The sequence below is a fragment of the Mucilaginibacter pocheonensis genome, assembly GCF_031456535.1.
GTDB classification, from domain to species: Bacteria; Bacteroidota; Bacteroidia; order Sphingobacteriales; family Sphingobacteriaceae; genus Mucilaginibacter; species Mucilaginibacter pocheonensis.
On sequence record NZ_JAVDUU010000002.1, the window covers coordinates 391,807 to 416,543 of the forward strand.

At 42.9% G+C, this 24,737-nt stretch carries 25 protein-coding genes and 1 pseudogene; 11 read left to right on the top strand and 15 right to left on the bottom strand.

The genetic code is table 11. The features are described 5' to 3' along the window. Window positions 1–15: 15 nt before the first annotated feature. Both recQ and J2W55_RS08525 read left to right on the top strand, forming a co-directional pair. Window positions 16–2,172: a DNA helicase RecQ gene (recQ, locus tag J2W55_RS08520; RefSeq protein ID WP_310094359.1), complete on the top strand. Its 2,157-nt coding sequence runs from the start codon at window positions 16–18 to the stop codon at window positions 2,170–2,172. Between the two features lie 41 nt (window positions 2,173–2,213). Then, entirely contained in the window at window positions 2,214–3,572 is a 1,359-nt protein-coding gene (locus J2W55_RS08525) for a UDP-N-acetylmuramoyl-tripeptide--D-alanyl-D-alanine ligase (RefSeq protein WP_310094361.1), read from the top strand. Here J2W55_RS08525 and J2W55_RS08530 read toward each other — a convergent pair. Continuing rightward, window positions 3,569–4,708 (bottom strand): NAD(P)/FAD-dependent oxidoreductase, encoded by a 1,140-nt coding sequence (locus J2W55_RS08530; protein ID WP_310094364.1) that lies wholly within the window; start codon window positions 4,706–4,708, stop codon window positions 3,569–3,571. The two genes, J2W55_RS08525 and J2W55_RS08530, sit on opposite strands and share 4 nt — an antisense overlap. Window positions 4,709–4,844: 136 nt before the next feature. On the opposite strand from J2W55_RS08530, the gene J2W55_RS08535 reads away from it, so the two are divergent. Next, a complete protein-coding gene (locus J2W55_RS08535) occupies window positions 4,845–5,573 on the top strand; it encodes a zinc metallopeptidase (protein ID WP_310094367.1) in 729 nt (242 codons plus the stop codon). A 231-nt stretch (window positions 5,574–5,804) separates the two neighbouring features. Then, a complete protein-coding gene (locus J2W55_RS08540; protein ID WP_310094370.1) occupies window positions 5,805–6,833 on the top strand; it encodes a YXWGXW repeat-containing protein in 1,029 nt (342 codons plus the stop codon). A 786-nt stretch (window positions 6,834–7,619) separates the two neighbouring features. Here J2W55_RS08540 and apaG read toward each other — a convergent pair. Both apaG and dusB read right to left on the bottom strand, forming a co-directional pair. Next, window positions 7,620–8,006 carry a Co2+/Mg2+ efflux facilitator ApaG/CorD gene (gene apaG, locus J2W55_RS08545; RefSeq protein WP_310094373.1) on the bottom strand — a complete coding sequence of 129 codons (387 nt, stop codon included), beginning with the start codon at window positions 8,004–8,006 and terminating at the stop codon, window positions 7,620–7,622. A 46-nt stretch (window positions 8,007–8,052) separates the two neighbouring features. Continuing rightward, on the bottom strand, window positions 8,053–9,045 hold the full coding sequence (gene dusB, locus J2W55_RS08550; protein ID WP_310094378.1) for a tRNA dihydrouridine synthase DusB: 993 nt from the start codon (window positions 9,043–9,045) through the stop codon (window positions 8,053–8,055). Between the two features lie 40 nt (window positions 9,046–9,085). On the opposite strand from dusB, the gene J2W55_RS08555 reads away from it, so the two are divergent. From J2W55_RS08555 to J2W55_RS08570, 4 genes and pseudogenes are all read left to right on the top strand, one after another. Then, window positions 9,086–10,030: a CPBP family intramembrane glutamic endopeptidase gene (locus tag J2W55_RS08555; protein WP_310094381.1), complete on the top strand. Its 945-nt coding sequence runs from the start codon at window positions 9,086–9,088 to the stop codon at window positions 10,028–10,030. After that, a complete protein-coding gene (locus tag J2W55_RS08560) occupies window positions 10,030–10,242 on the top strand; it encodes a putative signal transducing protein (protein ID WP_310094383.1) in 213 nt (70 codons plus the stop codon). The genes J2W55_RS08555 and J2W55_RS08560 overlap by 1 nt, the downstream gene beginning before the upstream one ends. Continuing rightward, on the top strand, window positions 10,239–11,075 hold the full coding sequence (locus J2W55_RS08565; RefSeq protein ID WP_310094386.1) for a phosphatidate cytidylyltransferase: 837 nt from the start codon (window positions 10,239–10,241) through the stop codon (window positions 11,073–11,075). Before J2W55_RS08560 ends, J2W55_RS08565 begins: the two co-directional genes overlap by 4 nt. 119 nt (window positions 11,076–11,194) lie before the next feature. Then, window positions 11,195–11,848 (top strand): annotated as a pseudogene (locus tag J2W55_RS08570) (phosphatidylserine decarboxylase family protein); the annotation flags it as partial. A 1,065-nt stretch (window positions 11,849–12,913) separates the two neighbouring features. Here the strand turns inward: J2W55_RS08570 and rplS are convergent. The 8 genes from rplS to J2W55_RS08610 form a co-directional block, all read right to left on the bottom strand. Further along, on the bottom strand, window positions 12,914–13,261 hold the full coding sequence (gene rplS / locus J2W55_RS08575; RefSeq protein WP_310094388.1) for a 50S ribosomal protein L19: 348 nt from the start codon (window positions 13,259–13,261) through the stop codon (window positions 12,914–12,916). A 182-nt stretch (window positions 13,262–13,443) separates the two neighbouring features. After that, complete coding sequence (trmD, locus tag J2W55_RS08580; RefSeq protein WP_310094390.1) at window positions 13,444–14,118, bottom strand: tRNA (guanosine(37)-N1)-methyltransferase TrmD; 675 nt, start codon at window positions 14,116–14,118, stop codon at window positions 13,444–13,446. A gap of 75 nt (window positions 14,119–14,193) precedes the next feature. Further along, a complete protein-coding gene (locus tag J2W55_RS08585) occupies window positions 14,194–14,583 on the bottom strand; it encodes a VOC family protein (RefSeq protein ID WP_310094391.1) in 390 nt (129 codons plus the stop codon). Window positions 14,584–14,596: 13 nt separating this feature from the next. Continuing rightward, window positions 14,597–14,797 (bottom strand): helix-turn-helix transcriptional regulator, encoded by a 201-nt coding sequence (locus J2W55_RS08590; RefSeq protein WP_310094393.1) that lies wholly within the window; start codon window positions 14,795–14,797, stop codon window positions 14,597–14,599. Next, window positions 14,794–15,702 (bottom strand): hypothetical protein, encoded by a 909-nt coding sequence (locus tag J2W55_RS08595; RefSeq protein ID WP_310094395.1) that lies wholly within the window; start codon window positions 15,700–15,702, stop codon window positions 14,794–14,796. Before J2W55_RS08595 ends, J2W55_RS08590 begins: the two co-directional genes overlap by 4 nt. Before the next feature lie 17 nt (window positions 15,703–15,719). Next, complete coding sequence (locus J2W55_RS08600; protein WP_310094397.1) at window positions 15,720–16,145, bottom strand: hypothetical protein; 426 nt, start codon at window positions 16,143–16,145, stop codon at window positions 15,720–15,722. A 323-nt stretch (window positions 16,146–16,468) separates the two neighbouring features. Further along, on the bottom strand, window positions 16,469–16,996 hold the full coding sequence (rimM, locus tag J2W55_RS08605; RefSeq protein WP_310094400.1) for a ribosome maturation factor RimM: 528 nt from the start codon (window positions 16,994–16,996) through the stop codon (window positions 16,469–16,471). A 78-nt stretch (window positions 16,997–17,074) separates the two neighbouring features. Continuing rightward, a complete protein-coding gene (locus tag J2W55_RS08610) occupies window positions 17,075–17,611 on the bottom strand; it encodes a 30S ribosomal protein S16 (RefSeq protein ID WP_310094402.1) in 537 nt (178 codons plus the stop codon). Window positions 17,612–17,766: 155 nt separating this feature from the next. Here J2W55_RS08610 and J2W55_RS08615 point away from each other — a divergent pair, with 155 nt between their 5' ends. Then, entirely contained in the window at window positions 17,767–18,309 is a 543-nt protein-coding gene (locus tag J2W55_RS08615; RefSeq protein WP_310094404.1) for a 5' nucleotidase, NT5C type, read from the top strand. 83 nt (window positions 18,310–18,392) lie between these two features. After that, entirely contained in the window at window positions 18,393–20,141 is a 1,749-nt protein-coding gene (locus tag J2W55_RS08620) for a PAS domain S-box protein (protein ID WP_310094407.1), read from the top strand. 20 nt (window positions 20,142–20,161) lie between these two features. On the opposite strand, the gene pfkA is transcribed toward J2W55_RS08620, so the two are convergent. The 4 genes from pfkA to J2W55_RS08640 form a co-directional block, all read right to left on the bottom strand. Beyond that, the gene (gene pfkA / locus J2W55_RS08625) at window positions 20,162–21,139 is read right to left on the bottom strand and encodes a 6-phosphofructokinase (protein ID WP_310094409.1); all 978 of its coding nucleotides are present in this window, start codon (window positions 21,137–21,139) and stop codon (window positions 20,162–20,164) included. 141 nt (window positions 21,140–21,280) lie between these two features. Next, a complete protein-coding gene (locus J2W55_RS08630; RefSeq protein ID WP_310094411.1) occupies window positions 21,281–23,020 on the bottom strand; it encodes a protein-disulfide reductase DsbD family protein in 1,740 nt (579 codons plus the stop codon). 18 nt (window positions 23,021–23,038) lie between these two features. Further along, window positions 23,039–23,491, bottom strand: coding sequence for a protein-disulfide reductase DsbD N-terminal domain-containing protein (locus J2W55_RS08635; RefSeq protein WP_310094413.1), 453 nt, complete (start codon window positions 23,489–23,491; stop codon window positions 23,039–23,041). Window positions 23,492–23,495: 4 nt separating this feature from the next. After that, window positions 23,496–24,266 (bottom strand): biotin--[acetyl-CoA-carboxylase] ligase, encoded by a 771-nt coding sequence (locus J2W55_RS08640; RefSeq protein WP_310094415.1) that lies wholly within the window; start codon window positions 24,264–24,266, stop codon window positions 23,496–23,498. A gap of 47 nt (window positions 24,267–24,313) precedes the next feature. Here J2W55_RS08640 and rsfS point away from each other — a divergent pair, with 47 nt between their 5' ends. Beyond that, entirely contained in the window at window positions 24,314–24,688 is a 375-nt protein-coding gene (gene rsfS / locus J2W55_RS08645; RefSeq protein ID WP_310094418.1) for a ribosome silencing factor, read from the top strand. Window positions 24,689–24,737: the final 49 nt, after the last annotated feature.

Here is a 24,737-nt window from a genome sequence, read left to right on the forward strand (position 1 = left end):
CACATCTGATAACACATGACACCACAACAGGCTCTTCAAAAATATTTTGGTTACAGTAATTTCAGACATCAGCAGGAGACTATTATTCAGCATGTTTTAAATAAGCAGGATGTAATGGCCCTGATGCCCACTGGCGGTGGTAAATCATTATGCTATCAACTGCCTGCTATATTACTTAACGGACTTACCATTGTAATATCACCGCTTATTGCCTTGATGAAAGACCAGGTTGACAGCCTGAATGTAAATGGTATACCAGCAGCTTTCTTAAATTCGGCGCAAACACCCGAAGAACAGCGCCAGCTGGTTGAAAAACTGAAGAACAGCCAGGTAAAATTGCTTTACCTTGCGCCGGAGCGCCTGTTTGGAACCGAAAATAAACTGGTACCCTTTTTAAAGACTCTTAATGTAGTGCAAATAGCTATTGATGAGGCGCATTGTATATCTCAATGGGGGCATGACTTCAGGCCGGAATATCTTATGCTTGCTCAGTTAAAAAATGAGTTTCCCAATGTACCGGTTATCGCCCTTACAGCCACTGCCGATAAGTTGACACAAAAGGATATTCTCGAAAAATTAAATCTTCACAAACCTGCGGTGTTTGTGTCATCATTTAACCGGCATAATATTACTTATCGGGTTGTTCCTAAAAAGAATTGTTTCAAACAACTTATCGCCTTTTTAAATGAACGTCCGGACGAGTCGGGTATCATCTATTGCCTTTCCCGTAAATCAACAGAGAGCCTGGCTGAAGACCTGAAGAACGAAGGGTTTGCTGCCGAAGCTTATCATGCCGGTATGAGCAACGAAGCTAAAGCCAAAAATCAGGAGGCTTTTTTACGCGATGATGTAAAGATCATTGTAGCTACAATAGCCTTTGGCATGGGCATCAATAAATCAAACGTTCGCTATGTAGTACATGTTGATCTGCCTAAAAACATTGAGGGCTATTACCAGGAAACCGGCCGCGCCGGTCGTGACGGCTTAGCTTCTGAAGCTCTGCTCCTGTATTCGCCGGGCGATGCAGGTAAGCTACAACACTTTGCCCGCATTGAGGGCAACGAGGAGCAAAGCAGGATCATGCTCAACAAACTGAACGATATGGTGAGGTATTGCCAGCTCCAATCGTGCCGCAGGCAGTATCTCATGAATTATTTTGACGAAGCCTTCCCGCCTAATTGCGGCTCGTGTGATGTTTGCCTCACCGAGTTTAAACGTTTTGATGGTACACTGATCGCTCAAAAGGCTTTGTCGGCAGTGTCCCGGTTAAATGAACGCTTTGGAGTTAATTATGTGATCGATTTTTTGCGCGGATCAAAGAACGAAAAGATCCGCGAAGAACACAAGCAACTTAAAACCTATGGTGTAGGCGCTGATATCAGTAAAACCGACTGGCAACGTTATATGCGGGAGCTAATTACTATGGAGTATTTACAGGTGACCGGCGAAGGCTATCCCGTTTTAAAACTTACCCCCCAAAGTGCCCTTATACTTAAGGGAATACAAAAGGTTGAATTTATTGAAACACAAACAACCGAAGAACACCATACCGAGACGGCGCCGCCGCATGAAGCTGAGTTACTGAGCAGGTTAAAAAATACCCGCCGTAATATTGCCGAACTTGAAAATGTACCTCCTTACATTATCGTGTCTGATGCTACCTTGCTGGAAATGGCCACTTACCTGCCTCAAAGTTTAGATGAACTTCGGCTGATATCCGGCTTTGGTGATATTAAGCTGGCGCGTTATGGCCGCGAGCTGCTGCATCCTGTTAAAGACTATTGCAAAGAAAAGGGCCTGGAATCAAAAATCGCTTACAAATCGCCCAAAAGTGAACGCAAACAAAAATCTGGGCGAACCAAAGCACCCCGAAACGGTAATGACACCCGTACCGAAACCTTCAATTTATACCGCTCAGGCAAAAGTATTGTGGAGATAGCCCAGGTCCGCGACTTGTCGCCCACAACCATCGAAAGCCACCTGAGCTATTTTGTACAAACCGGCGATCTGGACGTTAAAGAAATGGTTTCCGAAACAAAATTAGCGGTTATCATTGAAGCGGTGGAAAGCTATGGTGCTGAACGTTTGGCGCCCTTAAAAGAAGTTTTAGGCGACGCTTATACGTATGCCGAAATTAAAGCGGCAATAAGCTGGATGAACAAAACGGAATAATTTAACTTTGTGGTGCCAAAGGCCCGTTTAATAATATAAACATGACCACTACAAAACAACTTTACCTGTTATATCAGCAACACCCCGTAATTAGTACAGATACCCGCAAAATTGCTAACAACAGCCTGTTTTTTGCTTTAAAAGGCGATAAATTTGATGCCAACGTTTTTGCCAAACAGGCAATTGAAGCAGGCGCCGCATACGCTGTTATAGATAATCCCGAATACAAATTAGGTGACCGGTATTTGTTGGTTGATGATGTGTTAACCTCCTTGCAGGATCTGGCCCGGCATCATCGCCGGCAGTTAAATATCCCTGTTATTGGCCTTACAGGCACCAATGGCAAAACCACCACTAAGGAGCTTATAAATACGGTACTATCACAACATTTTAAAACACAGGCTACACAGGGTAATTTAAATAATCATATTGGTGTACCACTTACCATATTAACAATTGATGCTACACATGAACTTGCCGTAATTGAAATGGGAGCCAATCACCAGAAAGAAATTGAACTGCTTTGCAGCATCGCCCAACCTTCGCACGGACTTATTACCAATGTAGGCAAGGCCCACCTGGAGGGCTTTGGCGGCGTTGAAGGTGTAAAAAAAGCCAAGGGTGAACTATACGATTATTTAGGTGGTGCCGGAAGTGAATGGCGAGAGCCAGGTAAAGACCAAGCTTGCGTTTTTATAAATAGTGATGATGATATTTTGACTAAAATGGCAGCCGACCGGGGGTTAAATAATATTATTTACTATGGCAACACGGGTGCAAGTAACCTGGTGAGCGGCGAAATAGTTGAAAATGCTCCCTTACTTACGCTGCGATGGACCAATAATGCAAAACGCGAAAGCTATACCATAAAAACACAGCTTACAGGTGCTTATAACCTGAACAATATACTGGCAGCTATCAGTATTGGCACTTATTTTAACCTTACCACCAACCAGATCAATAATGGAATTGAAGGTTATCAGCCTAAAAACAACCGGTCGCAAATTGTACAAACCGCCACTAACACCCTCATTTGCGATTATTACAACGCCAACCCGAGCAGCATGGTTGTAGCCATTGAAAACGTTGGAAAAATAGATGCAAAACGAAAAGTGCTGATATTGGGCGATATGTTTGAGATGGGCCAGGAATCAATAGCCGAACATACCGCGGTTATAAAAAAGGCATTTGACACGCCTGTAGATGAACGCATATTTATAGGAAAAGATTTTTCGGCAGCCGCAAATAACATCAAGCAACCAATAACGGGCAAAAACAGCTTTTATCCAACCGCAGACGATGCTATTTCGGGTTTAAGGGCAAATCCTATAAAAAATTCCACCGTCTTGATCAAGGGATCGCGCGGCATGGCACTGGAGAGGCTGGTTGAGCTTTTTTAATTATTTAACAGCAGTTCCGCAACCTCCTCGCCTACCAAGCTACCCATCGCTACGCCCATACCATTGCAGCGTACAGCACAAAACACCCTGGGGCGTACTTCCTTTATTATGGGCTTTATTTCTTCACCGAAGCCCATGATGCCGCTCCACCAGTAGTCAACCTCAACCTGCTGACCGGGTAATATTACCTCGTTCAGGTAATCTACCAGCGTTTCCTTTACCATATCCGTGTGCCCGAAATCCCAGGTTTCCTCGGCTTTATAATTAAGGTTGCGGCCACCACCAAACAGTATACGGTTATCAATATTACGGAAGTAATAATAGCCTTTGTTAAAATGATAGGTACCTTTCGGCTTTAAACCGGGAACCGGCTTGGTGATCAACACCTGCCCCCTGCCAGGAACCACATTTAAATCTGGAAAAAGCTGACTCGCAAAGGCATTGGTAGCCAGGATTACTTTACCGGCTTTAAAATTCCCCTGTGATGTAGTAAGACAAATATGATCACTTTCCTGTTCAATTGCGGATATAGCGCAATTGTTTAAAACCAACACACCTAAATTATATACCTTATTTAACAACGTACGCATCATTTTACCGGTATGCAATTGCCCTTCATAAGGGTTGTTTATCAGATGACTAACTTTATTAAATCCAAAGTCTGCAATTTTAGCATCAGCCACTGCATAAATGTCAGGTTTTCCGATAGCTTGCTGTAATAATTTATTCAGATGCTCCATCTGGGCGATACAGTTTTTAGCGGCTTCCTCTTCATCCTGCAAAAATAACTCATGGCCGCCATGCTGGTTGTATGCTATATTTTGGTCGCCAAGATTTTCTCTTAACCGCTGAAGTCCACGCCATTTATAAGCAACCAAACTCATAGCATCTTCTTCAGATGATTGATTTATTGCTTCAATTTGTTCCGAAACTGTACCAAAACAAGCAAAACCAGCGTTCTTAGTACTGGCGCCTGATGGTAAAAAACCGCGTTCCAAAACCAATACTTTTAAATTAGGCTGCTGTTTTTTTAAATGCAGGGCGGCACTCAAACCAACCAGGCCACTGCCTATAATGATTACGTCTGCGTGGTCAATAAATGCGGTGCGTTCCCAGTATGAAAATGACGGTTCCATGTGCTGTCAAATGTAAAAAGTTAGCGATCAAAACTGTTCATTTTAACATATATTTTACCTTTTTAACTTAATTCGGAATACTTTTTGAATGAGTATTCACACGTTTACACATATTTTAACATTTTTCTTTATTAAAATGAATCACTTATCATTAATTACTGGAGTTATTGGATACAATTCGGCTTGGTTCCTGATGATTGCGGTCGCCCTGGTAAGCTTTATTGTGCAGTGGCGATTCAGAAGTAAATTTAAACAATATTCAGAGGTGGCTTTACTCTCCGGCCTGTCGGGCCAGGAGGTGGCGGTGAAAATGCTGCGCGCCCATGGTATATTTGATGTACAGGTAGTATCTGTTGAAGGACAGCTTACCGACCATTATAACCCCGAAACAAAAACGGTTAATTTAAGCCCCGATGTTTATAACAGCCGCAGCGTAGCAGCTGCAGCGGTAGCCGCGCACGAGTGCGGGCATGCCGTACAGCATGCCCAGGCTTATGGATGGCTAAGCTTCCGGTCGGCTATGGTACCTGTTATCAATATTGCTTCGACCCTTACGCAGTGGACGTTGTTTATTGGCATCATGCTGTTGTTTTTTTCAGGCAGTCCTTATGTATTGGCTATTGGCGTAGCGGCGCTGGCGCTGGTTACTTTTTTTAGTTTTATAACCCTGCCTGTTGAGTTTGATGCCAGCCGCAGGGCACTGGCGTGGCTTGATAATAATTACACTATTATGCAAACCGCCGAAGAACATGAGCAAGCCAAAGACGCGCTTTGGTGGGCCGCCATGACCTATGTGGTTGCCGCTTTAAGTGCCCTGGCCACACTTGTTTATTATGCATCTTTCCTTTTTAACCGCAGAAATTAAACCCAGCAGGCCCCAAAGGAGCCAGTATCCTTTTACAGGCTTATCCAAAGCAAAAGCCCGGTTCATATATCAGCCGGGCTTTTGCTTTGGATAGCCATCACCTATAAATATACCGATCTGTATATCAGCCCATTAATTGCATGAAGCTTTTATGAAGACAAAGTCTTAGGCAAGCCATTCTTAATGTAATATTCATGTTACGGGTTTAGGTTTGACTTAAAATTTATCGACATGAAAAAGACAACAAAAATGTTAATGGTGCTTTTAATAGTATCCTTAGCGGCAATTAAAACCTATGCTCAGGTAAGTATAGGCATATCTGTACGGCTTGCTCCACCGGCTTTACCTACTTATACCCAACCGCCATGCCCGGTTGACGGCTACCTGTGGACACCCGGTTACTGGGCCTACAATGAAGACGGGGGTTACTATTGGGTGCCAGGCGTTTGGGTTGCCCCACCAAGACCAGGCTTTTTATGGACACCCGGCTACTGGGGGTATGATGGCTCCATTTATGTGTACCACGAAGGTTACTGGGGCAGGCATATTGGCTTTTATGGCGGTGTAAATTATGGCTATGGCTATATAGGCTCGGGCTTTGTTGGCGGCCGGTGGTCAGGCAATACTTTCCATTATAATACAGCTGTAGTAAATGTGAACAATACCGTGGTACATAATACCTATGTAAATAAAACGGTTATAAATAATGTAACTGTTAATAACCACACCAGTTTTAACGGCCCAGGAGGCGTAACCGCCAAACCGCGCCCCGAAGAGCAGGCCGCAGAACATGAACAGCACGTACAACCAACCCATGAACAGCTTAACCACCGCCAGGTTGCAGGTAAAGACCGCAGCCAGTTTGCTACTGTTAATAATGGACACCCTGCTACGGCTGCTATGAATAAAGTAAACGGGAAACGATTTAGCCCCGAAGGCCATACAGCCAGAGTTCAGGATGAAAACGGGGCAGCCAACCATCGCGCGGCTGCAGATGCCAATAACGACCGGACAGCTGCAAGGCAAGAACAAGCAGATAAACCCACATCGCCCCGAACAGCCAATGATGCTGCAGAAAAACCACATCGCTCCAACCCGGAAAATGCCGGTGGCGACAGGCCCCATGCAGAAAACGGCAGGCAACAGGTGCAAAGCCATCATAACGCCCCCGGTGCCCCGCGGCAACGTCAACCACACGCCGGACCTACAAGGCCGCATGAAAATGCCAGGCCCCAGGAGCATGAAAAGCGCCGGGAATAAGTTCTCCTCAATTAAACTCTATATACAGCAAAGCCCGGATTGATCAGTCGTCCGGGTTTTTATTTTTATCGGCCAGGTCCTTGGGCGGGAACTTAAGCAGAGACGGCATTGGCATCCGTTATTGAAGAAGATCCTTCGTTCCTCAGGATGACAAAACAAAATTTAGCAGCCTGTGGTTCTGCTTGGTTTGCGGGCAAAGGTTATGTGCGTAATTGAGTGCTCTGGGATAGGCTATTGGCTCTGTATAGCATAGAGATTATTAATGTTGTGTTTATTTTTTCGGTATCAATGAGCTCGCTACGGTCGGTTGTCTTCGTTCCTCGCAATTGACGCGTGTTTTTGGTATTAGCAAGTTCCTTGGTTTCCCCCGTCAACAGAAGAGCTTCGGGTGAAAGCGGGCAGAACATGGTGGCCCAGTGCGGCTGGAAGGGCATCAGCAATTTTGCCTGAAGCGCGGGGTAGTGTGCGAACGCAGTAGCGGCAAAATTTAGCAGCCCGTGGTTCTGCCTGGTTTGCAGGGTAAGGCCATGTGCGGCAAAGAAGCCTCTCTGGTGACTTGATGTTTGGTTACTTTGTATCAAGACAAAGTAACAGCCTTAGCGGCAATTGAGCGCTCTGCGATAGGCTTATTCGCTCTGTATAGCATAGAGATTGCTCCGTTCCTCGCAATGACGCGTGAAGAAGTTGTTGCTTTTATGGTTCAGGGAAAGGCTATATATAAAAACGCCCGGTTAATAAATCAACCGGGCGTTTTTGTATATTTTATGATCTTAATGCTTTTTAAGCTTAATTCATTCGGTATGGTGCTATCAGGTAAAATTCGGGTATTTGAACATTGAACGAACTATTGTCGAGCAGGCGGGTCATCTGGTACTCACCTTTCATGCTGCCCATATCTGTTTTAAGGTTACAGCCCGATACATATTCGTGCGCATGACCGGGTTCAATAACCGGTTGCTGGCCCACTACCCCTTCGCCCTCTACTTCGCGTTTTGCGCCGTTTGAATCAAAAATATACCAATGCCTGCTGATCAATTGTATAGCGTAATTGCTCATGTTTTCGATATTTACCCGGTAGGCAAACATAAAATGGTCATTAGCCGGATTTGAATATTCCGGCTGATATATGGTTTCTATGGAAACCTTAACACCTTCAGTTATAGTGGTAACCATGTGAATCGTCTCTGTTTATTCCAAATATAAAGTATCTAAACAAATATTACGCCATTTCAATAGCATATTTTTCGTCTATCTCTGCTAAAATTTCATACAGATCTTCCAATGTGCCGGCGGTTACCAGTTTCATCCGATATTCTTTAAAGTGATCAATTCCTTTAAAGTAGTTTGAGTAATGCCGGCGCATTTCAAAGATGCCGGTTTTGGGCCCTTTCCATTCAACTGATTTCTGCAAATGCGCCGTACATGCTGCAATACGCTCAGTAACAGTGGGTTTGTCCAGATGTTCGCCGGTTTCAAAAAAGTGTTTGATCTCTCTGAATATCCAGGGATAACCTATAGCGGCCCGGCCAATCATCATACCGTCAACGCCAAACTCCATGCGCCAGTTGGCAGCCTTCTCGGGCGAATCAATATCTCCATTACCAAAAATGGGGATGTGAATGCGGGGATTTTTCTTAATATCACGAATAAGCGACCAATCGGCCACGCCTTTATACATTTGCGACCGCGTACGGCCGTGAATAGTGAGAGCTTTTATCCCCACATCCTGCAAACGTTCGGCAACTTCATACACGTTTTTGGTACTATCGTCCCATCCCAAACGCGTTTTTACGGTTACCGGCAAGTGTGTAGCATTAACCACCGCTTTGGTCATGGCCACCATTTTGTCAATGTCCTGCAGTAAACTGGCGCCGGCGCCGCGGCAGGCCACTTGTTTTACGGGGCATCCATAATTAATGTCCATCAGGTCGGGGCCGGCCAGTGATGCAATCTCGGTAGCTTCACGCATGTGGTCAATGTCGCTGCCAAATATCTGTATACCTATGGGGCGCTCGTATTCAAATATATCCAGTTTCTGCCGGCTCTTGGCTGCATCGCGGATCAATCCTTCGCTCGAAATAAATTCCGTGTACATCATATCCGCGCCGTTTTGTTTGCACACGTAACGGAAGGGAGGATCGCTCACATCTTCCATCGGCGCCAGCAGCAGCGGGAACTCACCTAAATCAATATTTCCTATTTGTACAGACATGCTTATCTTTAGCGCTGCAAAAATACGAATTTTACGTCAAATGATAAAAGAACCCATTCAGGAGCTTGAGCCCCGGCAAACAGAGGTACATCCGTCGGTACAATTCATCATTTTAATAGCGGGTACAATTTTCGCACTCATCCTGTTCGGCCTCTTCGCGGCGGGCATTATCTGGGTTGTTTATGACGCTAAAACCCTTGCCGATGTTATGAGCTTTAATACCGCCAATAAAAACACCATACCCGGCCTGTGGATATTGCAAATAATAAGCACAACCATCCCACTATTTGTTGTTCCGGTTTTGTTTGCCCGGTTTATTGTTCATGACACGTCCAGGTATTTAAAGCCAACCTTTAAATTTGCGCCGATTTTATTGCTGCTCATATTTTCCATTATGCTGTTTTCATCGCCGGTGATGGAAGTATTGGTGAATATCAACCAAAAACTAACCCTGCCCGGCCCGCTCAAAGCGATAGAAGATATTATGCGCACCATGGAGCAGCAGGCGCAAAAAGCTACTGATGCCATGCTTACCATGAACTCGGTAGGCTCCATGCTTTTCGCGGTATTTGTTGTTGGCTTACTTACGGCCATTGCCGAGGAGTTTTTATTCAGGGGCTGTGTGCAAACCTTGTTTATTCGATGGACAGGAAACACCCATGCCGCTATCTGGATAACGGCTATTTTGTTCAGCACCTTCCACATGGAGTTCTTTTCGTTTTTGCCTCGTGTGGCCCTGGGTGTGTTTTTTGGATATTTTGTAGCCTGGAGCGGCAGCATCTGGACGGGCGTTTGGGCGCATTTTTTAAACAATGGATCGGCAGTGGTTATAACCTACCTTTATCAGCATAAATCAATAAGCTTAAACCCTGATGATCAGCACGTATTTAATTATCCCAGCTATGCATTTAGCTTAATAATTATTTTAATTTTGCTTTACATATACAGGAATGTAACACTCAAAAGGCCCGTGTTTGATTATTAATGGAAAAAGGCTGGATCAAAATTTTTACTTCATCCAATTTTTATCAATCAGAAATTGTTAAGCAAGTGCTTACCCGGCACCATATTGATACCGTTTTATTAAACAGGCAAGATTCATCACATAAAGCCTTTGGCGATATTGAAGTTTATATTCACCAGGAGGATTTTAGCCAGGCCATTGAGATCATGATCCTCAATCAAATAAGTTTATGAAAGTACGCGCCATCACCGGCTTTTTTTTTGTTATTGTAATGGTTGCCTCCAATTTATTAGGGCAGTACGTTTTTAGCATATTTTATCTTTTACTCGCATCATTTTGCCTGTTTGAGTTTTATAACCTGATAAAACAAGGCACAGCGCAGCCCAATGTGATTACCGGGTTAGTTTACGGCATATTGCTTTTTACCGCGTCGGCCGCGCTTGTATATTCCGCGCAATTTGCATTGCCTTTTTTAAACGAGGGCCATACCGCGGCAAAGGTGCTGCTTTTGCTTCCCCTGGCTGCCGCGGCGGTGTTTATACAGGAGCTTTATAAAAAAACGCCTGCGCCTTTCAACAATATCGCTTTTACTTTTTTGGGGATATTGTTTGCCATAATTCCGTTCGCGTTTTTTCATGCAATGGCTTTTATAAGCGGCAGCTTTAATTTCCATATCCCGCTGGCGTTTTTGATCATGCTTTGGTGCAATGACACCGGCGCCTACCTGGTGGGCAGCAAACTGGGCCGCACCAAACTGTTTGAAAGGCATTCGCCTAAAAAAACCTACGAGGGGCTTATAGGCGGCATTTTAATAAGCGCCGGGGCCGCGTTGATATTAAGCCATTATTATGATGAGCTTTCGTGGAAACAATGGGTGAGCATAGCGGTTTTAATATCGTGCTTTGGCACGCTGGGCGACCTGGTTGAATCAATGTTTAAAAGAAGCATTAACGTGAAGGACAGCGGGGGCATTTTGCCCGGACACGGCGGTTTGCTCGACAGGTTCGACGGGCTTTTATTAGCTGCCCCTATTGTTTATACATACCTGTACTTCGTTTCAAATTAGTAATTTTGTAAATAATTAGTATCAGTTAGTTATCAAAACACCTTAACAAAGCAGCAAAAAAACCGTTATACTTGATACTAACTACCTGATACCAAAATAATAATAAATCATTCCATATTATGACCATTCATAAAGAAGGCTATACCTCCCTTGCGCTGAGCATACTGTTCATTTTTGTTTTAAATGCACTTATCCAGTTTTACATGCCCCAGGCGCATACTTTAAAATGGATCATTTATATTTTTTCGTTCCTGTTCTTTTTAGTGATACTTCAGTTTTTCCGCAGTCCGTTCTTTGATATCAGCACTGATGAAACAACGGTGCTTTGCCCGGCAGATGGTAAGGTTGTAGTTATTGAAGAAACCGAAGAAACAGAGTTTTTAAAAGATAAACGTATACAGCTATCGGTTTTCATGTCGCCGGTAAATGTGCATGTGAACCGCAACCCCATAGCCGGCGTGGTAAGTTATTTTAAATACCACAAAGGCAAATACCTGGTAGCCTGGCACCCTAAATCATCAACCGAAAACGAGCGTACCACCATTGTTATTCAAAACAGTGAGGGTGTATCGGTGCTGTTCAGGCAGATAGCGGGTGCAATGGCCCGCCGTATTGTATGGTATGTAAAGGAAGGCGATATTGTAGAGCAGGGCCAGCAGTTTGGGTTTATTAAATTTGGATCAAGGGTTGATGTATTTTTACCATTGGGCTCAAATGTATTGGTAAACATTGGCGATGTGGTAAAAGGCGGCCGTACCGTACTGGCCGAGCTGCCCAGCGCGCTGACTGATGTTACCAGAAACGAGCCTGCTGCTAAAGCCGTACCTATAGAATCATTAAGCACCCCTACCGAAGCCCCGGTTACCGATGCTGAACCAATGAACGTGAAAAACGTGGAAAATCAGGAAGACCTGCCGCTGGTGATTGACCATCCCAAAGCCAAAGAGCCGGAAAAACCAGCAAAAAAACCGGCTGCCAAAAAGCCTGGCGCTACTAAGACAAAAGATAAAAAAGAATAACTCGTCCCTTTCAGGAGATCCAGTAGGGACAGAAGAGTAATTTATGCATTGCGGGCCGGGTTTATGATCCGGCTTTTTGCGTTAGGCGTAGTTGCCTGTGAGGACACAGGCAACGGTGAGGATACACTGCTGTGTTTATTTTGTGGATATTGATGAACTCTTTGAGGTTGTTGTACTTACTCACGCCCGTAATTGAAACCCGTCCTATCAACTCCAGTTTATTTCGGGATCTTAGCCCCATGTTAGGGCCTTGGGGGGTGAAGCAAGTTACCCATGACGGCTTGCTTTTATGTCAATTGCGAGCGATAGTGTGGCAATCCTGACATTACAGGGCAGACCTGTGTAGTTCGCGATTGCTTCGCGCCTCTACAGCAATGACGGTCTTAGGATTTTCTATTGAAGAAGATGCTTCACTCCGTCCCGCATGACAAGGAAGTGTAAAAAAAGGGGATGTAAAACATAAAAGTTTGTCATCCTGAGCGATAGCGAAGGATCTTCTTCGCCTTGCTTGGCACCGACTTTTCTATTGAAGAAGATGTTTCACTCCGTTCAGCACGACAAAGTGGGATTTGTATCCCTCCGGGTCCTCTGCGAGAGACCCTGAGGGGACGAGAGCGCGCGCAGGGCCTTTCCCCGCTATCCTTCGGCAGGCTCAGGATGACAGCCCTTTTTTGTGTCATTCCACTTTCAAAGTCCGCGGATTTTTAAAATCAGCATGACAGCCTATATAAAAAAACGGCCATAAAAAAGGCCTCCCCGGAAGATCCAGAAAGGCTTTTTAATATCAAGTGCATACCCGCTACAAGCGGATACGGAAAATTAAACTCTTTTTGATTTGATACGAGCTGCTTTACCGGTAAGTTCGCGCAGGTAGTATAATTTAGAACGGCGTACTTTACCAACGCTGTTCACATCAATTTTATCAATGTTTGGAGAGTTAATAGGGAAGATACGCTCAACACCTATTCCGTTTGAAACTTTGCGAACAGTGAAAGTTTCGGTTGTACCTGCACTGTTACGTTGAATAACAACACCTTGGTAAACCTGAACACGTTCTTTATTTCCTTCTCTGATTTTATAATGCACACTTACAGTATCACCCGCCTTAAAGGAAGGAAACTGCTTTTTTTCTACTGATTGCTCTTCAACAAATTTTACTAAATCCATGATTTTTAGCTCTTAAAGCGATTTTTAGCCCGTAAAAATCGGATTGCAATTATAGGGAAAATTTTTAATAAATGAAAGTGTATTTTAAAAATTTCCACATTTTGTATTTTACTAACAAATTTACCCTTTATTCTTTCGGCGGCACCACAACCGGTTCGCTTTTCTGCAAAGCGCAGCTCAATCTATTCCAGCAAATCGGGGCGGCGCGCTTTGGTGCGCTCAAGGGCTTGTTCAAACCGCCATTTTTCAATTTCGGGCGTGTTGCCGCTCAGTAGTATATCGGGTACCCTGTGGCCGTTCCAGTCGGCGGGGCGGGTATATACCGGGGCATCAAGCATATCATCCTGAAACGAGTCGGACAGGGCCGATGTTTCGTCGCTTAGCACACCGGGTATCAGTCGTACCACCGCATCTACCAGTACCGCGGCAGGCAATTCACCGCCCGACAATACGTAATCGCCAATAGAAATTTCGCGCGTTACATAAATATCGCGGATGCGCTGGTCAATACCTTTATAATGCCCGCATAAAATAATCACATTTTGTTTAATAGAAAGCTGATTGGCTATGGCCTGGTTAAGCCGCTCACCATCAGGCGACATAAAGATCACCTCGTCATATTCCCTTTCGGCCTTTAACTTTTCAATGCAGGCAGCAAAGGGGGGTATGGTCATCACCATGCCGCTGCCGCCGCCATATGGATAGTCGTCAACGCTTTTTTGCTTGTTGGTTGAGTAATCGCGCAGGTTGTGTACGTGAATTTCGGTTATACCCTTTTTTTGCGCACGCTGTAAAATAGAATGGGCAAAAGGACTTACCAGCAGATCGGGCAAAACGGATATGATATCAAAACGCATAGGGACAAAGATAGTGATCGATGTGCAGATATGCAGATGAATAAAACCAGTATGATCAAGCCTGATTTGTTCCCCTTAGATAACTTTTTCAATCATCCAAAGATGACCGAACGGATCTCTGATGTCGCCCTGGCGGTACCCGTAATCATAATCCTGCACCGGCGATGTTATGGTAGCGCCTGCTTCCACGGCCCGGGCTACAACCGCATACACATCATCAACAAAAAGACCGATTGTTACCGTAGTGCCGTTATTCTTGTCAGGACTAACGGCCGCCGAATGCCCCGTTTGCTCATGTAAATGAAACAAAGTGCCGTTTATACTTAATTCCGATACATGAATGGTGCCATCATCATTACTAAACCGCCTTAGCTCGGTAGCGCCAAAGGCTTTAAGGTAAAAACTAATATCAGTTACCCCATTGGGGATAACCAATTGCGGCGCAAAGGTTGGTTTGGTTTGCATAATTAGTTGGTTTTTAATCTTCTTCTTCTAATGTAAAAATTTCTTCAACCGGTTTTCCAAACACCCTGGCAATTTTTAAGGCCAGCACGGTTGACGGTACATATTTATTACTCTCAATAGTGTTAATAGTTTGGCGCGATACACCAACCTGGTCGGCCAGGTCGGCCTGGGTTATATTTTTTATGGCGCGCTCTACGCGTATATTGTTTTTCATGATGCAAGCTCCCCTTGTTCTGCTTCCTTGTTGTACTTCCATAATATATAATTAAACCGCATCACAAAAAAGAACGCAATAGTAGCCAGATTTATAAACATAAACATCAGGAAACCGGTAAAAAACAAACAGCAATTGGCCACCAGTAAAATAGCGTAATTAATGTATACTGCCAATTGCATTGATTCCAGGCGGAGTGTCGCCACAAACTCATCTTCGTTCTTTTCACGACTGTAGGCCCACATCAATAATGACAAAGGCAAAAATACAAACAGATCAAATAACGGATCCAGGCCTTTTATATCTTCCTTGAAAAACCATTTAATTATAAAGATTACAAGCAGCATGGTCAATATTATTACAGATACCAGCCTACCTATTATTTTATAAGGTTTGTAAGGCATATAAAATAGCTTACCAACCTTATACTCACCATTTTTGCTGTACCGCAGATAATAGTACCTCACCACAAAAATAACAAGTGGTGTAAACAGGTTATATATAGTGGTTGCCAGCACATCAGTAAATTCGCCAATAACGCGGATATCGGGAAAAAATACGGCGCGAATTATGGTGGCAGTTAACCAGATACCATAAATCAAATAGTTGATCAATATGGCCCAGTATAGGGCATTATATCGCATCCGGGCGGTTAGCTCATCCTCCTTTTTCTCTTTGGAGAAGGCAATAAACAGCAGCCCCAAAACAATCATGGCGAGCGCCAGCTCGTTGGTAAAGTTCTCAACTGCCGAAATAAATAAACCATCCTGATGTCTTATAACCAGTTCAAAGCCAGTAATTTTATATTCATGATACAATACAAAATAGCCCAAAACAAAACCCGGTATTGCCAGTAACCATCCCAACAGCTTAAACTGGTTTGGAAATAAAAAGCGTGATTTCATAATTGTGAGGTTTAAAATTAAAAGGTGTCCTTTTTAAGTAAACGGTTGTTCTGGTATATCTTCCACCTGAAACGAACAATGAAAAACACAAGCGGAACCAATAAATTCAGGAATAATATATGCCTGGTGTCTGTTGTAAAAATGAGGCTGATGATTAAAAACAAATAGTTAACATAAACCGCCCACTGCAATGAATCCAGGCGGAGCAAGGAGATCTGCTCGTCTTCTATTTTCTCTTTTGAAAATGCGGCTATGAACAAGCCCACCGCCATTAATAAGGTTGTTGATATAAAAAAGAGATGCTGGCCCGTAAAAAGGGCGTCATCATGACCGGAATGATCAAACCCAAGGGATTCGCTGTATAACACAATTGGGATGTGTACAAATACCAATGCATAACCCAAATAGCGGCACCAGTAAGGAAATAAAAATAAAGGTTTCATAATTGTAAAGCTTAGTTTACCAAATGTAAAACAAACTTTACAAAAGTCAAATATATTTGACAAAAAAAATTGTCCTAAGCAAATGTCCATGAGGACACGGACATTGGTTAAAAACAAACATGATGAATTATTTCTGCATTCTAACCCTTCTTAAGTAGTCTGAAGGCTACCAACATAGTTGTCTGAAGTCTCTGACTTCAGACAACTACTGGACAACCCCATCTTGTCACAAAAATATTTCTAATAAAAATGCCGTGTCTTCACGGGCATTATGTCTTTATCTACGAAAAGGTCTTTCGCTATGTTCAAGGATGACGGAAGTACTATTCAGACAAGTAAACATCAAGCAATCCTTCGGGCAGGTCAATATAAATTTCACCGGCGTCAACGTCTATTCCCTTAATGATATCTACATTCAGCGGAAAAAGGATCTCTTTGCTTTGGTATTGCACAGTGGCTATCAGTTGCTGGGGGTATTCCTGCACCTCCAGTATCTCGCCCAGTTCGCCGTGAGATTCGTCAATGGCTATAAAACCTTTTACATCATTCAGGGTAAACTCGCTCTTCTTTTTCCTGGGCTTTAGTTTGTTGGGCAGGTAGATGTCCCTTTTTACCAGCGTGGCAGCTTTTTCAATGCTGTCAACATCTTCCAGGTACAAATAGGCGTTGCTTTTTTGCAGGTGTTTTATGCTGGCTACAAAATATGGGATGAGTTTACCTGCCATATCAATAAAAACAGCGTCAAATTTAATAGCGTCAAGGTCATCAAAGTCTACATATACCTGCATTTCGCCTTTAAGGCCCTTGGTTTTTAGTATACTGCCTACCCTGAAACAATCTTCCGTTTTCATGAAATATGGATTAAAAAATAATGGCGAAGAACCGGTTTGTTGGTTGCTTCGCCATTAATTAAGTCGTATTAATAAAAATTATTCTGCGCTTTCAGTATCGGTTTCAGCAGCAGCTTCTTCAGCCGGAGCTTCCTCTTCTGCAACTTCTTCGGCAACAGGAGCATTTTTAGCCGCAATAGCAGCAGCTTTTTCTTCTTTCTTTTTAGCTTCAGCAGCCAAAGCAGCTTTACGTGCTTCGTCTTTAGCATTAACTAAACTTGTTTTTTTACCGGTGATCTTACCTTCTTTTTGTTCAGTCCACTCAGCAAATTTAGCTGCGGCCTGCTCTTCAGTTAAAGCACCTTTTTTAACACCACCTTCTAAGTGTTTTTTGTAAAGCACACCTTTGTATGAAAGGATAGCGCGACAAGTATCGGTAGGTTGGGCACCTGTGTTAACCCACTCTAAAGTTTTGTCGAAATTAATGTCGATAGTTGCAGGATTGGTGTTTGGGTTGTATGAACCTAAACGCTCAATAAAACGACCGTCGCGCGGAGCGCGGGCGTCTGCTACTACGATGTAGTAAAAAGGTTTGCCTTTTTTACCGTGTCTTTGCAGTCTGATCTTAGTTGCCATCTTTTATTTTTATGTATTCAACATGTCCCCGGAGTTATTTCTGCGGGGATGCAAAGGTATAAATTATTTATAACAATTTAAAACCCTCGCATTTAATTATTTATTAAGGCAAAACTGGCTATGCTTTATTTGAAAAAAATTGCAATTTCAACTCCATGAGCATAAACAGAAAATTACGTATAGCTATTGATATGGATGAGGTGCTGGCCGATACCATTGCTAAGTTCATTGATGTGTATGACGCCCGCCATCAAACCAAAATATCGTTGGGCGATATGCGCGGCAAAGAGTTTCATGAAATACTGCCTCCGCATTTAAGCAGTTCATTAAGGCAATACATTAATGAAAAAGGCTTTTTTCGTGATCTGCCGGTTATGCCCGGTAGCCAGGAAGTGGTAAAAGCCCTTATGGAAAACTATGATGTATATATCGCATCGGCCGCAATGGAATTTAAAAACTCGTTAGAAGATAAGCAGGAATGGCTTAATGAACACTTCCCCTTTATTCCGTGGACCAACATTATTTTTTGCGGACACAAAATATTGGACGTGGATATTATGATAGACGACCGGATAAAAAACTTTGTAACCTTTAATGGCCGCAAACTATTATTTACATCGCCCCATAATTTGCTCATCGATGATTTTGAAAGAGTAAATAACTGGGACGAGGTTGCTGCTAAATTGCTCCGTTCATAACATTAGCGTTTCTTAAACTTTTTTTAACTTAAATGCTTTATATAATAAAGCGGTTTCACCCTTATTTACCCTATTTTTAGAGCATGTTTAACCACACAGCTATTGCTTTAAATGAAAGTGTGCTTGCTTATGACCTGAATGAGCAAAGGTATCTTTTTATTGCCGGTAACATTTGTTCGGTTTTGGGCATAACGGCTAAGGAATTGCACCAGGATAACGGTTTGTGGGATAGGCTGATAAACAAAACGGAGCTGGCCGGGATACAGGAGCGTGTTAAAAACCTTACCCCTAACAGCCCTATTGAATTAACCTACTCTATTACTACCCCACAGTATGCGGTTAAAAATATTGCCGATAAAAAGCGTCTTATTATTGATGATGCTACCGGGCATAAAATTTTAATAAGCGTTATAATTGAGCTGCCGGCAAACAACCACCTGGAGGAACCTGCGCAGTCATATGTATTGGACAAACCCGATGAGCAGGCAGATGCCACGCTTGGCAAACAGTTTTTAAATTCGCTCGTTGATTCGCAAACCAGTTTTTTAATACGGGTAGATATTAACGGAAATTACAGCTTTGTGAACCAGCAGTACCTTAAAACTTTTGGCTATGCCGCCGAAGATATATTAGGTAAACATTTTTCAATAACCACCATACCGGAAGAAACGCACCTTTGCCAAAACGCTTTTATTGAATGTATTAACAATCCGGGAAAGGTGATCCCATTGCTGCACAAAAAACCCGACGTACAGGGCAATTTACATGACACCGAGTGGGAATTAATGTCAATTGTTAACAAAAACGGCGAGGTTTGCGAAATACAGGGAATTGGCCGGGACATAACTGCCAAACTAAAAATTGAAGAGGAAATAAAAAGGACCGCCCAAAAGCTTGATGATTTTATTGAAAACCTAACCGATTCGTTCTTTATTCTTGATAACGACTGGCGGTTTGTACGCGTAAATGCCGCTTTTGAAAAAGTATGGGGCAAAAGCCGCACCGAAGTATTGGGTAAAATAATATGGGATGTATTTCCATCATTTGTCAATACCGTTTTTAACAGCGCTTTTTATGAGGCCAAAACCAAACAGAAGAGTGTTAAGTTCATGACGCATTTTGAACCGTTAAATAAATGGTTCCGTACCGTTGTTTATCCTTCGGCAGAGGGCATAACCGTGTTTTCTAAAAACGTAACTTATGAAATGCGCGCGCAGGAAGAAGCCCTATGGGCTCAAAACAACCTTGAAGCACTCATTAATAACACTACCGATAAAATATGGTCTGTTGATACAGAGGGCCGCTATGTTTACATGAATAATGCCTATATAGAGCAAACAAAGGCAATAACCGGCATTGCGCCAAAAAGGGGCAAATACTCTTACAAAAACATGGGCTATCCGCAGCACATAATTGATGAGTGGATGGCTTATTATAAAAGAGCGTTACAAAATGAGACTTATACGGTAATTATTGAAGGCATTAATGGCAACACAAAGCAACCTGCATTTTACGAAGTAAACTTTAACCCTATTTATGCCGGCAATGGCGAGATTAAAGGGGTTGGCTGCTTTGCGCATGATATAACCGCCAGGCTTAAAACCGAACATGAGGTACTTGGTCAAAACAAACGCCTGCGCAACATTGCCGCGTTAAGTTCGCATGAACTGCGCCGCCCCGTTGCAAGTTTGCTCGGATTGATCAATTTAATTGACATGGAGAACCTGCAAAACCCTGATAATAAACAGATCTTTAAATATTTGCAGGTTGTAAGTACCGAAATTGACGATGTAATACGCTTAATAGTTGATCATACTTTTACAGGCGATTAACCTGTAAAAGCAAAACCCGGTTACATTGACAGTATCTCAACCAGCTTCAACAGGTTAGGGTTAATCTCAACATGATGTTTTATAGCATGCTCAAATGGCGTATAAGCAATTTCGTTGTGAATTATGCCTATCATTTCATTACGGTGCCCATCTCTTAAGGCCTCAACAGCAACAGCGCCTACCCGGCTTGCTAAAACCCTATCCATACAGCTTGGCGCGCCGCCTCTTTGAATGTGACCCAGTATAGAGATGCGCGTATCATAATTAGGAAATTTTTCCTGAACCAGGCGGCCAACCTCAAAAGCCCCGCCTGCCTCTTCACCTTCTGCAACTATCACAATTCTGGAGGTTTTATCTTTACGGCCGTTTTCAAGGCGGTTAAATAGCCCTTCCATACCACCCTTACTTTCAGGGATCAATATTGCTTCGGCACCGGCGGCAATTCCGGTTCTTAAGGCGATCAGGCCCGAGTCGCGGCCCATTACTTCAATAATAAACAACCTGTCATGTGATTCGGCTGTATCTCTGATCTTGTCAACCGCCTCAACAACGGTATTTATAGCCGTATCATAACCAATAGTAAAATCAGTTCCAAGCAAATCATTATCAATGGTACCTGGCAGGCCAATAACAGGAATATCATATTCGGCGCCAAATATTTTGGCCCCGGTAAAAGTACCATCACCACCGATAGCCACCAGTGCATCAATACCGTGTTTTTGTAACTGATCGTAAGCTTGTTTGCGGCCTTCGGCTGTTCTGAAGTTGTCACAGCGGGCTGTTTTTAAAATAGTACCGCCGCGTTGTATAATATTTGAAACCGATTTACGGTTCATGGGTATAAAATCGCCTTTGGTCATGCCATCATAACCGCGGCGGATGCCGGTAACATTAATATCGTAATATATGGCCGTACGTACAACCGCCCTTATGGCAGCATTCATTCCCGGCGCGTCGCCACCTGATGTAAAAAGTCCGATATTTTTAATCTGCGTCATTTTTATACTGATATGGGCAATTAGGAACCCTACCTTAAAAATTGAATAATTTAAAAAATTAGTGCTTTTAAAAGCCGCTGCTATTATAACGGCGGCTTTTAAAAATTTGTGCGAATTTACACTTATTTTTTAACGCAGGGACTACTTTTTGTAAGCCGCTATTCCGCTGTCTAAAAATTTTATATAAGAAGGGATATCATAATTTGCAGGCGAACTCGCAATTTCTGCTCCGCTTTTGTCTTTAAGCATATCGCCGTTGCTGTCCAGCATAACATATAAAGGCTGCGAATTTGAGTTAAATCTTTTAGCTTCTAAATCGCTCCATTTACCGCCCAATGTTGTTATTTTCTTTCCACTGTAGTCAGAAACAAATTGCTCCTGTGGCGGCAACGCGGCTTTATCATCTACCACAAGCTGCAACAGCACAAAATCATTTTTCAATCGCCTGAACACTTCCGGGTCCGACCATACATTGGCTTCCATTTTACGGCAGTTTACGCAGTTAAACCCCGTAAAGTCAATCAGTATAGGTTTATGAGTTGCCTTTGATACCAGCAAAGCCTGGTCATAATCATACCATGAATCAAGTCCCCTTGTTTTTATGCGGGTATAATTGCCGGCATACTTTTTTTCGCCAATGCTTGCCGGCACCGGCACGGTTGCCTGAGCCGGGGAAGACGAGCCTGAACCATCGGGCACACTTGAAAGATTAAAGTCCTGTGTGGCTTCGGGCGGCAGAAACGCACTGATCGACTTTAATGGCGCTCCCCATAAACCGGGCACCATGTATATAACAAATGCAAATACTACTATAGCCAAAAATGTGCGTGGTACGGAAAGATAGGGCATGTCACTGTCATGCGAAAACTTGATCTTACCAATAAGGTAAAGACCTGTCAGTAAACCAATAGCTATCCAAAGGGATAAAAATATCTCGCGGTCAAACCAGTTCCAGTGATAGGCCAGGTCAACATTTGATAAAAATTTCAAAGCAAAGGCAAGCTCCAGGAAACCTAAAACCACTTTTACACTGTTAAGCCAACCGCCCGATTTAGGAAGGCTTTTTAATGCCGATGGAAACAAGGCGAATATAGTAAACGGCAATGCCAGTGCCAGCGAAAAGCCAAACATCCCTATTGCCGGCCCTAAACGATCTCCTTTTGAAGCAGCATCAACCAGCAGGGTACCTATAATTGGTCCCGTACATGAAAATGACACAACTACCAGCGTTGACGCCATAAAAAATATACCGGCGAGGCCGCCCTTATCCGCATTTTCATCAAGCTTATTAGCCAATGAGCTGGGCAGTGTAATTTCAAATGCACCAAGGAACGAAATGCCGAAAACAACGAGCAACAGAAAGAAAAATATATTAAATATGCCGTTGGTGGCCAATTCATTAAGCGCGTCAGACCCAAAAATTACAGAGATCAGCAAGCCCAGTGTTACATATATAACAATGATGGATACTCCATAAATAAGAGATTGAAAGACCGCTTTGCTGCGGCTACCGCTCTTTTTTGTAAAAAAGCTGACTGTTAGCGGCAGCAATGGGTAAATACAGGGTAATATCACTGCTGTAAATCCGCCTAAAAGGCCTTCAATAAATATCTGCCAAAGGGTTTTGGGTTTCTCGGGCTTTGGGGCGGCATGCTTGACAGCGGCGGCTTTTGCTGCCGAATCAGCGGCCTTTTTTCGTATGGCTACGCTATCTGCAGCGGTTGGTATGTCTGTAAATTGAATATCGCTGATTGATACTGTATCAGCCTTGTTTTTTTGAACCGCGTAAACCGGCCTGGTTGCTGCGGCGCAAAAAATTATCAGTGCTGTTAATACAACAAGTGCCGTACGCAAATAAGCGCCCTTAGTTAATAGTTTCATTTGTGCGTGCCGAAATAATTATTTACCTAAAGGAATATTAAAATCGACATCTTCGGGCGGAAGGCACTTTTTATCATTACAGGTCATATAGGTAAGCTTACCGGTAACATTGGTAGCTTTTGCAGATTTAAGGCTTATTTTTTGCTGAAAAACAACTTCTTTTTCAAAGTAGCTCACATTCATGTTAAAAGCTTTTTCAAATTTGGTTACCGGCGTTGGTTCTGCAGGTTTACCAATAGGCGCATATAATTTTGACGGCGAAAACTCAAACGAAGTTTTTATCGGTCCGCCATCCTTAACATTAAGCGAATAAATGTGCCAGCCAGGTTGAATGGTTGCTTTCAAAAATACAACGGCTTCTTTATCGTTCAATTTTTTTGCCGCGTATGACCATCTTACCGGCGTTTCTATCTGGGCATAAGCCCCTGCGCAAATAACCAGCGCAATTACAACCAACAATACTTTCTTCATTTATCTATTTATTTAAAAATTCAATTTGTTTTAAACTAAACTCCTGCTGTTCATTATTATTTTCAACAACCAGCAATCCTTCATCCTTTACATTCCTGATGACCCCTTCAAAAATCTGATCATTTGATCTGAAATGTTTCGTCTGGTTTAACCAATATAGTCGGCTTAAATACATATTCCTTACAAGCGAAACTTTGCCGGCCTTTAAATTAAGGTAATACCCCTCAATATGAGCGCAAATTTCTGATAATAATGTCCGTAAATCATAATCCCTGTGTAAGATTTGCTTTACAGAGATGGCATTCCCTGCGCCCGGTTCAAAATTTTCCTGGTTAATATTAAGGCCAATCCCAATTATTGCATTTTTTATATGGTCGCCTTGTATGTGTGCTTCTATCAGTATGCCACCCAGTTTATGCTCGTCATAATAAATATCATTGGGCCATTTTATTTTTAATTTATCACCCAGATAAGGCAGCAAAGCATCAAAAACGCCAAGGCTAACCACCCGCGTAAGATCAAACTGGTTTACAACCGGTAAAAACCCCGGTGTCAGCAAAATACTGAATGTAAGATTTTTTCCGGGCTCGCTATGCCATTTATTTTGCTGTTGCCCCCTGCCTGCGTATTGGCTTTCTGCCATAATGACCGTACCTTCGGGCAATGGCTTGGAATTTGACAGTAAATTCTTGAGGAAAGTGTTGGTTGAATCAACTTCTTTAATTGTTACCAAATTTTGACCAACAAATAATGCCGAAAATATGTTATTTTGCAAAGTATAATAATTTTTAACTCAAAAACGTTCAAAACTAATTCTTTTTGATGGTAAAAAACAAAGTGTTAAATCAATCAACCTATATTTCTGAACTTGCCATACATGGTATACAGGAAAAAAAGGGGAATGATATTGTAAGGTTAGACCTTCGTAATATATTCAGCTCGGTATCAGATTATTTCGTGATCTGTCATGCCGATTCGGCCACTCAGGTTAAGGCTATCGCCAATAGCATTGAAGATGAAATTTTCAAAGCAACACAACAGGAACCCTGGCGCAAAGAAGGATTAGAATACGGCGAGTGGATATTGCTTGATTATGTGGACGTTGTGATCCATGTTTTCAGAACCGATAAACGCGAATTTTACGGCGTAGAGGACCTGTGGGGAGATGCCGAAATTAAATATTATAAAAGTGCTTAAACATTCGTAACAAAAGAGCCTCGAACGATGTCATGGTATTGCCCTTTGT

Coding starts and splice junctions, on each gene's coding strand:
- J2W55_RS08535 (WP_310094367.1), top strand. CDS start 4,845: ATGAATCACTTATCATTAATTACTGGAGTTATTGGATACAATTCGGCT.
- J2W55_RS08630 (WP_310094411.1), bottom strand. CDS start 23,020: ATGAAACTATTAACTAAGGGCGCTTATTTGCGTACGGCACTTGTTGTA.
- J2W55_RS08525 (WP_310094361.1), top strand. CDS start 2,214: ATGACCACTACAAAACAACTTTACCTGTTATATCAGCAACACCCCGTA.
- rsfS (WP_310094418.1), top strand. CDS start 24,314: ATGGTAAAAAACAAAGTGTTAAATCAATCAACCTATATTTCTGAACTT.
- J2W55_RS08635 (WP_310094413.1), bottom strand. CDS start 23,491: ATGAAGAAAGTATTGTTGGTTGTAATTGCGCTGGTTATTTGCGCAGGG.
- rplS (WP_310094388.1), bottom strand. CDS start 13,261: ATGGATTTAGTAAAATTTGTTGAAGAGCAATCAGTAGAAAAAAAGCAG.
- J2W55_RS08600 (WP_310094397.1), bottom strand. CDS start 16,145: ATGAAACCTTTATTTTTATTTCCTTACTGGTGCCGCTATTTGGGTTAT.
- J2W55_RS08585 (WP_310094391.1), bottom strand. CDS start 14,583: ATGCAAACCAAACCAACCTTTGCGCCGCAATTGGTTATCCCCAATGGG.
- dusB (WP_310094378.1), bottom strand. CDS start 9,045: ATGTCTGTACAAATAGGAAATATTGATTTAGGTGAGTTCCCGCTGCTG.
- J2W55_RS08540 (WP_310094370.1), top strand. CDS start 5,805: ATGAAAAAGACAACAAAAATGTTAATGGTGCTTTTAATAGTATCCTTA.
- J2W55_RS08620 (WP_310094407.1), top strand. CDS start 18,393: ATGTTTAACCACACAGCTATTGCTTTAAATGAAAGTGTGCTTGCTTAT.
- pfkA (WP_310094409.1), bottom strand. CDS start 21,139: ATGACGCAGATTAAAAATATCGGACTTTTTACATCAGGTGGCGACGCG.
- J2W55_RS08560 (WP_310094383.1), top strand. CDS start 10,030: ATGGAAAAAGGCTGGATCAAAATTTTTACTTCATCCAATTTTTATCAA.
- trmD (WP_310094390.1), bottom strand. CDS start 14,118: ATGCGTTTTGATATCATATCCGTTTTGCCCGATCTGCTGGTAAGTCCT.
- J2W55_RS08530 (WP_310094364.1), bottom strand. CDS start 4,708: ATGGAACCGTCATTTTCATACTGGGAACGCACCGCATTTATTGACCAC.
- J2W55_RS08595 (WP_310094395.1), bottom strand. CDS start 15,702: ATGAAATCACGCTTTTTATTTCCAAACCAGTTTAAGCTGTTGGGATGG.
- J2W55_RS08555 (WP_310094381.1), top strand. CDS start 9,086: ATGATAAAAGAACCCATTCAGGAGCTTGAGCCCCGGCAAACAGAGGTA.
- apaG (WP_310094373.1), bottom strand. CDS start 8,006: ATGGTTACCACTATAACTGAAGGTGTTAAGGTTTCCATAGAAACCATA.
- J2W55_RS08565 (WP_310094386.1), top strand. CDS start 10,239: ATGAAAGTACGCGCCATCACCGGCTTTTTTTTTGTTATTGTAATGGTT.
- J2W55_RS08610 (WP_310094402.1), bottom strand. CDS start 17,611: ATGGCAACTAAGATCAGACTGCAAAGACACGGTAAAAAAGGCAAACCT.
- recQ (WP_310094359.1), top strand. CDS start 16: ATGACACCACAACAGGCTCTTCAAAAATATTTTGGTTACAGTAATTTC.
- rimM (WP_310094400.1), bottom strand. CDS start 16,996: ATGAAAACGGAAGATTGTTTCAGGGTAGGCAGTATACTAAAAACCAAG.
- J2W55_RS08590 (WP_310094393.1), bottom strand. CDS start 14,797: ATGAAAAACAATATACGCGTAGAGCGCGCCATAAAAAATATAACCCAG.
- J2W55_RS08615 (WP_310094404.1), top strand. CDS start 17,767: ATGAGCATAAACAGAAAATTACGTATAGCTATTGATATGGATGAGGTG.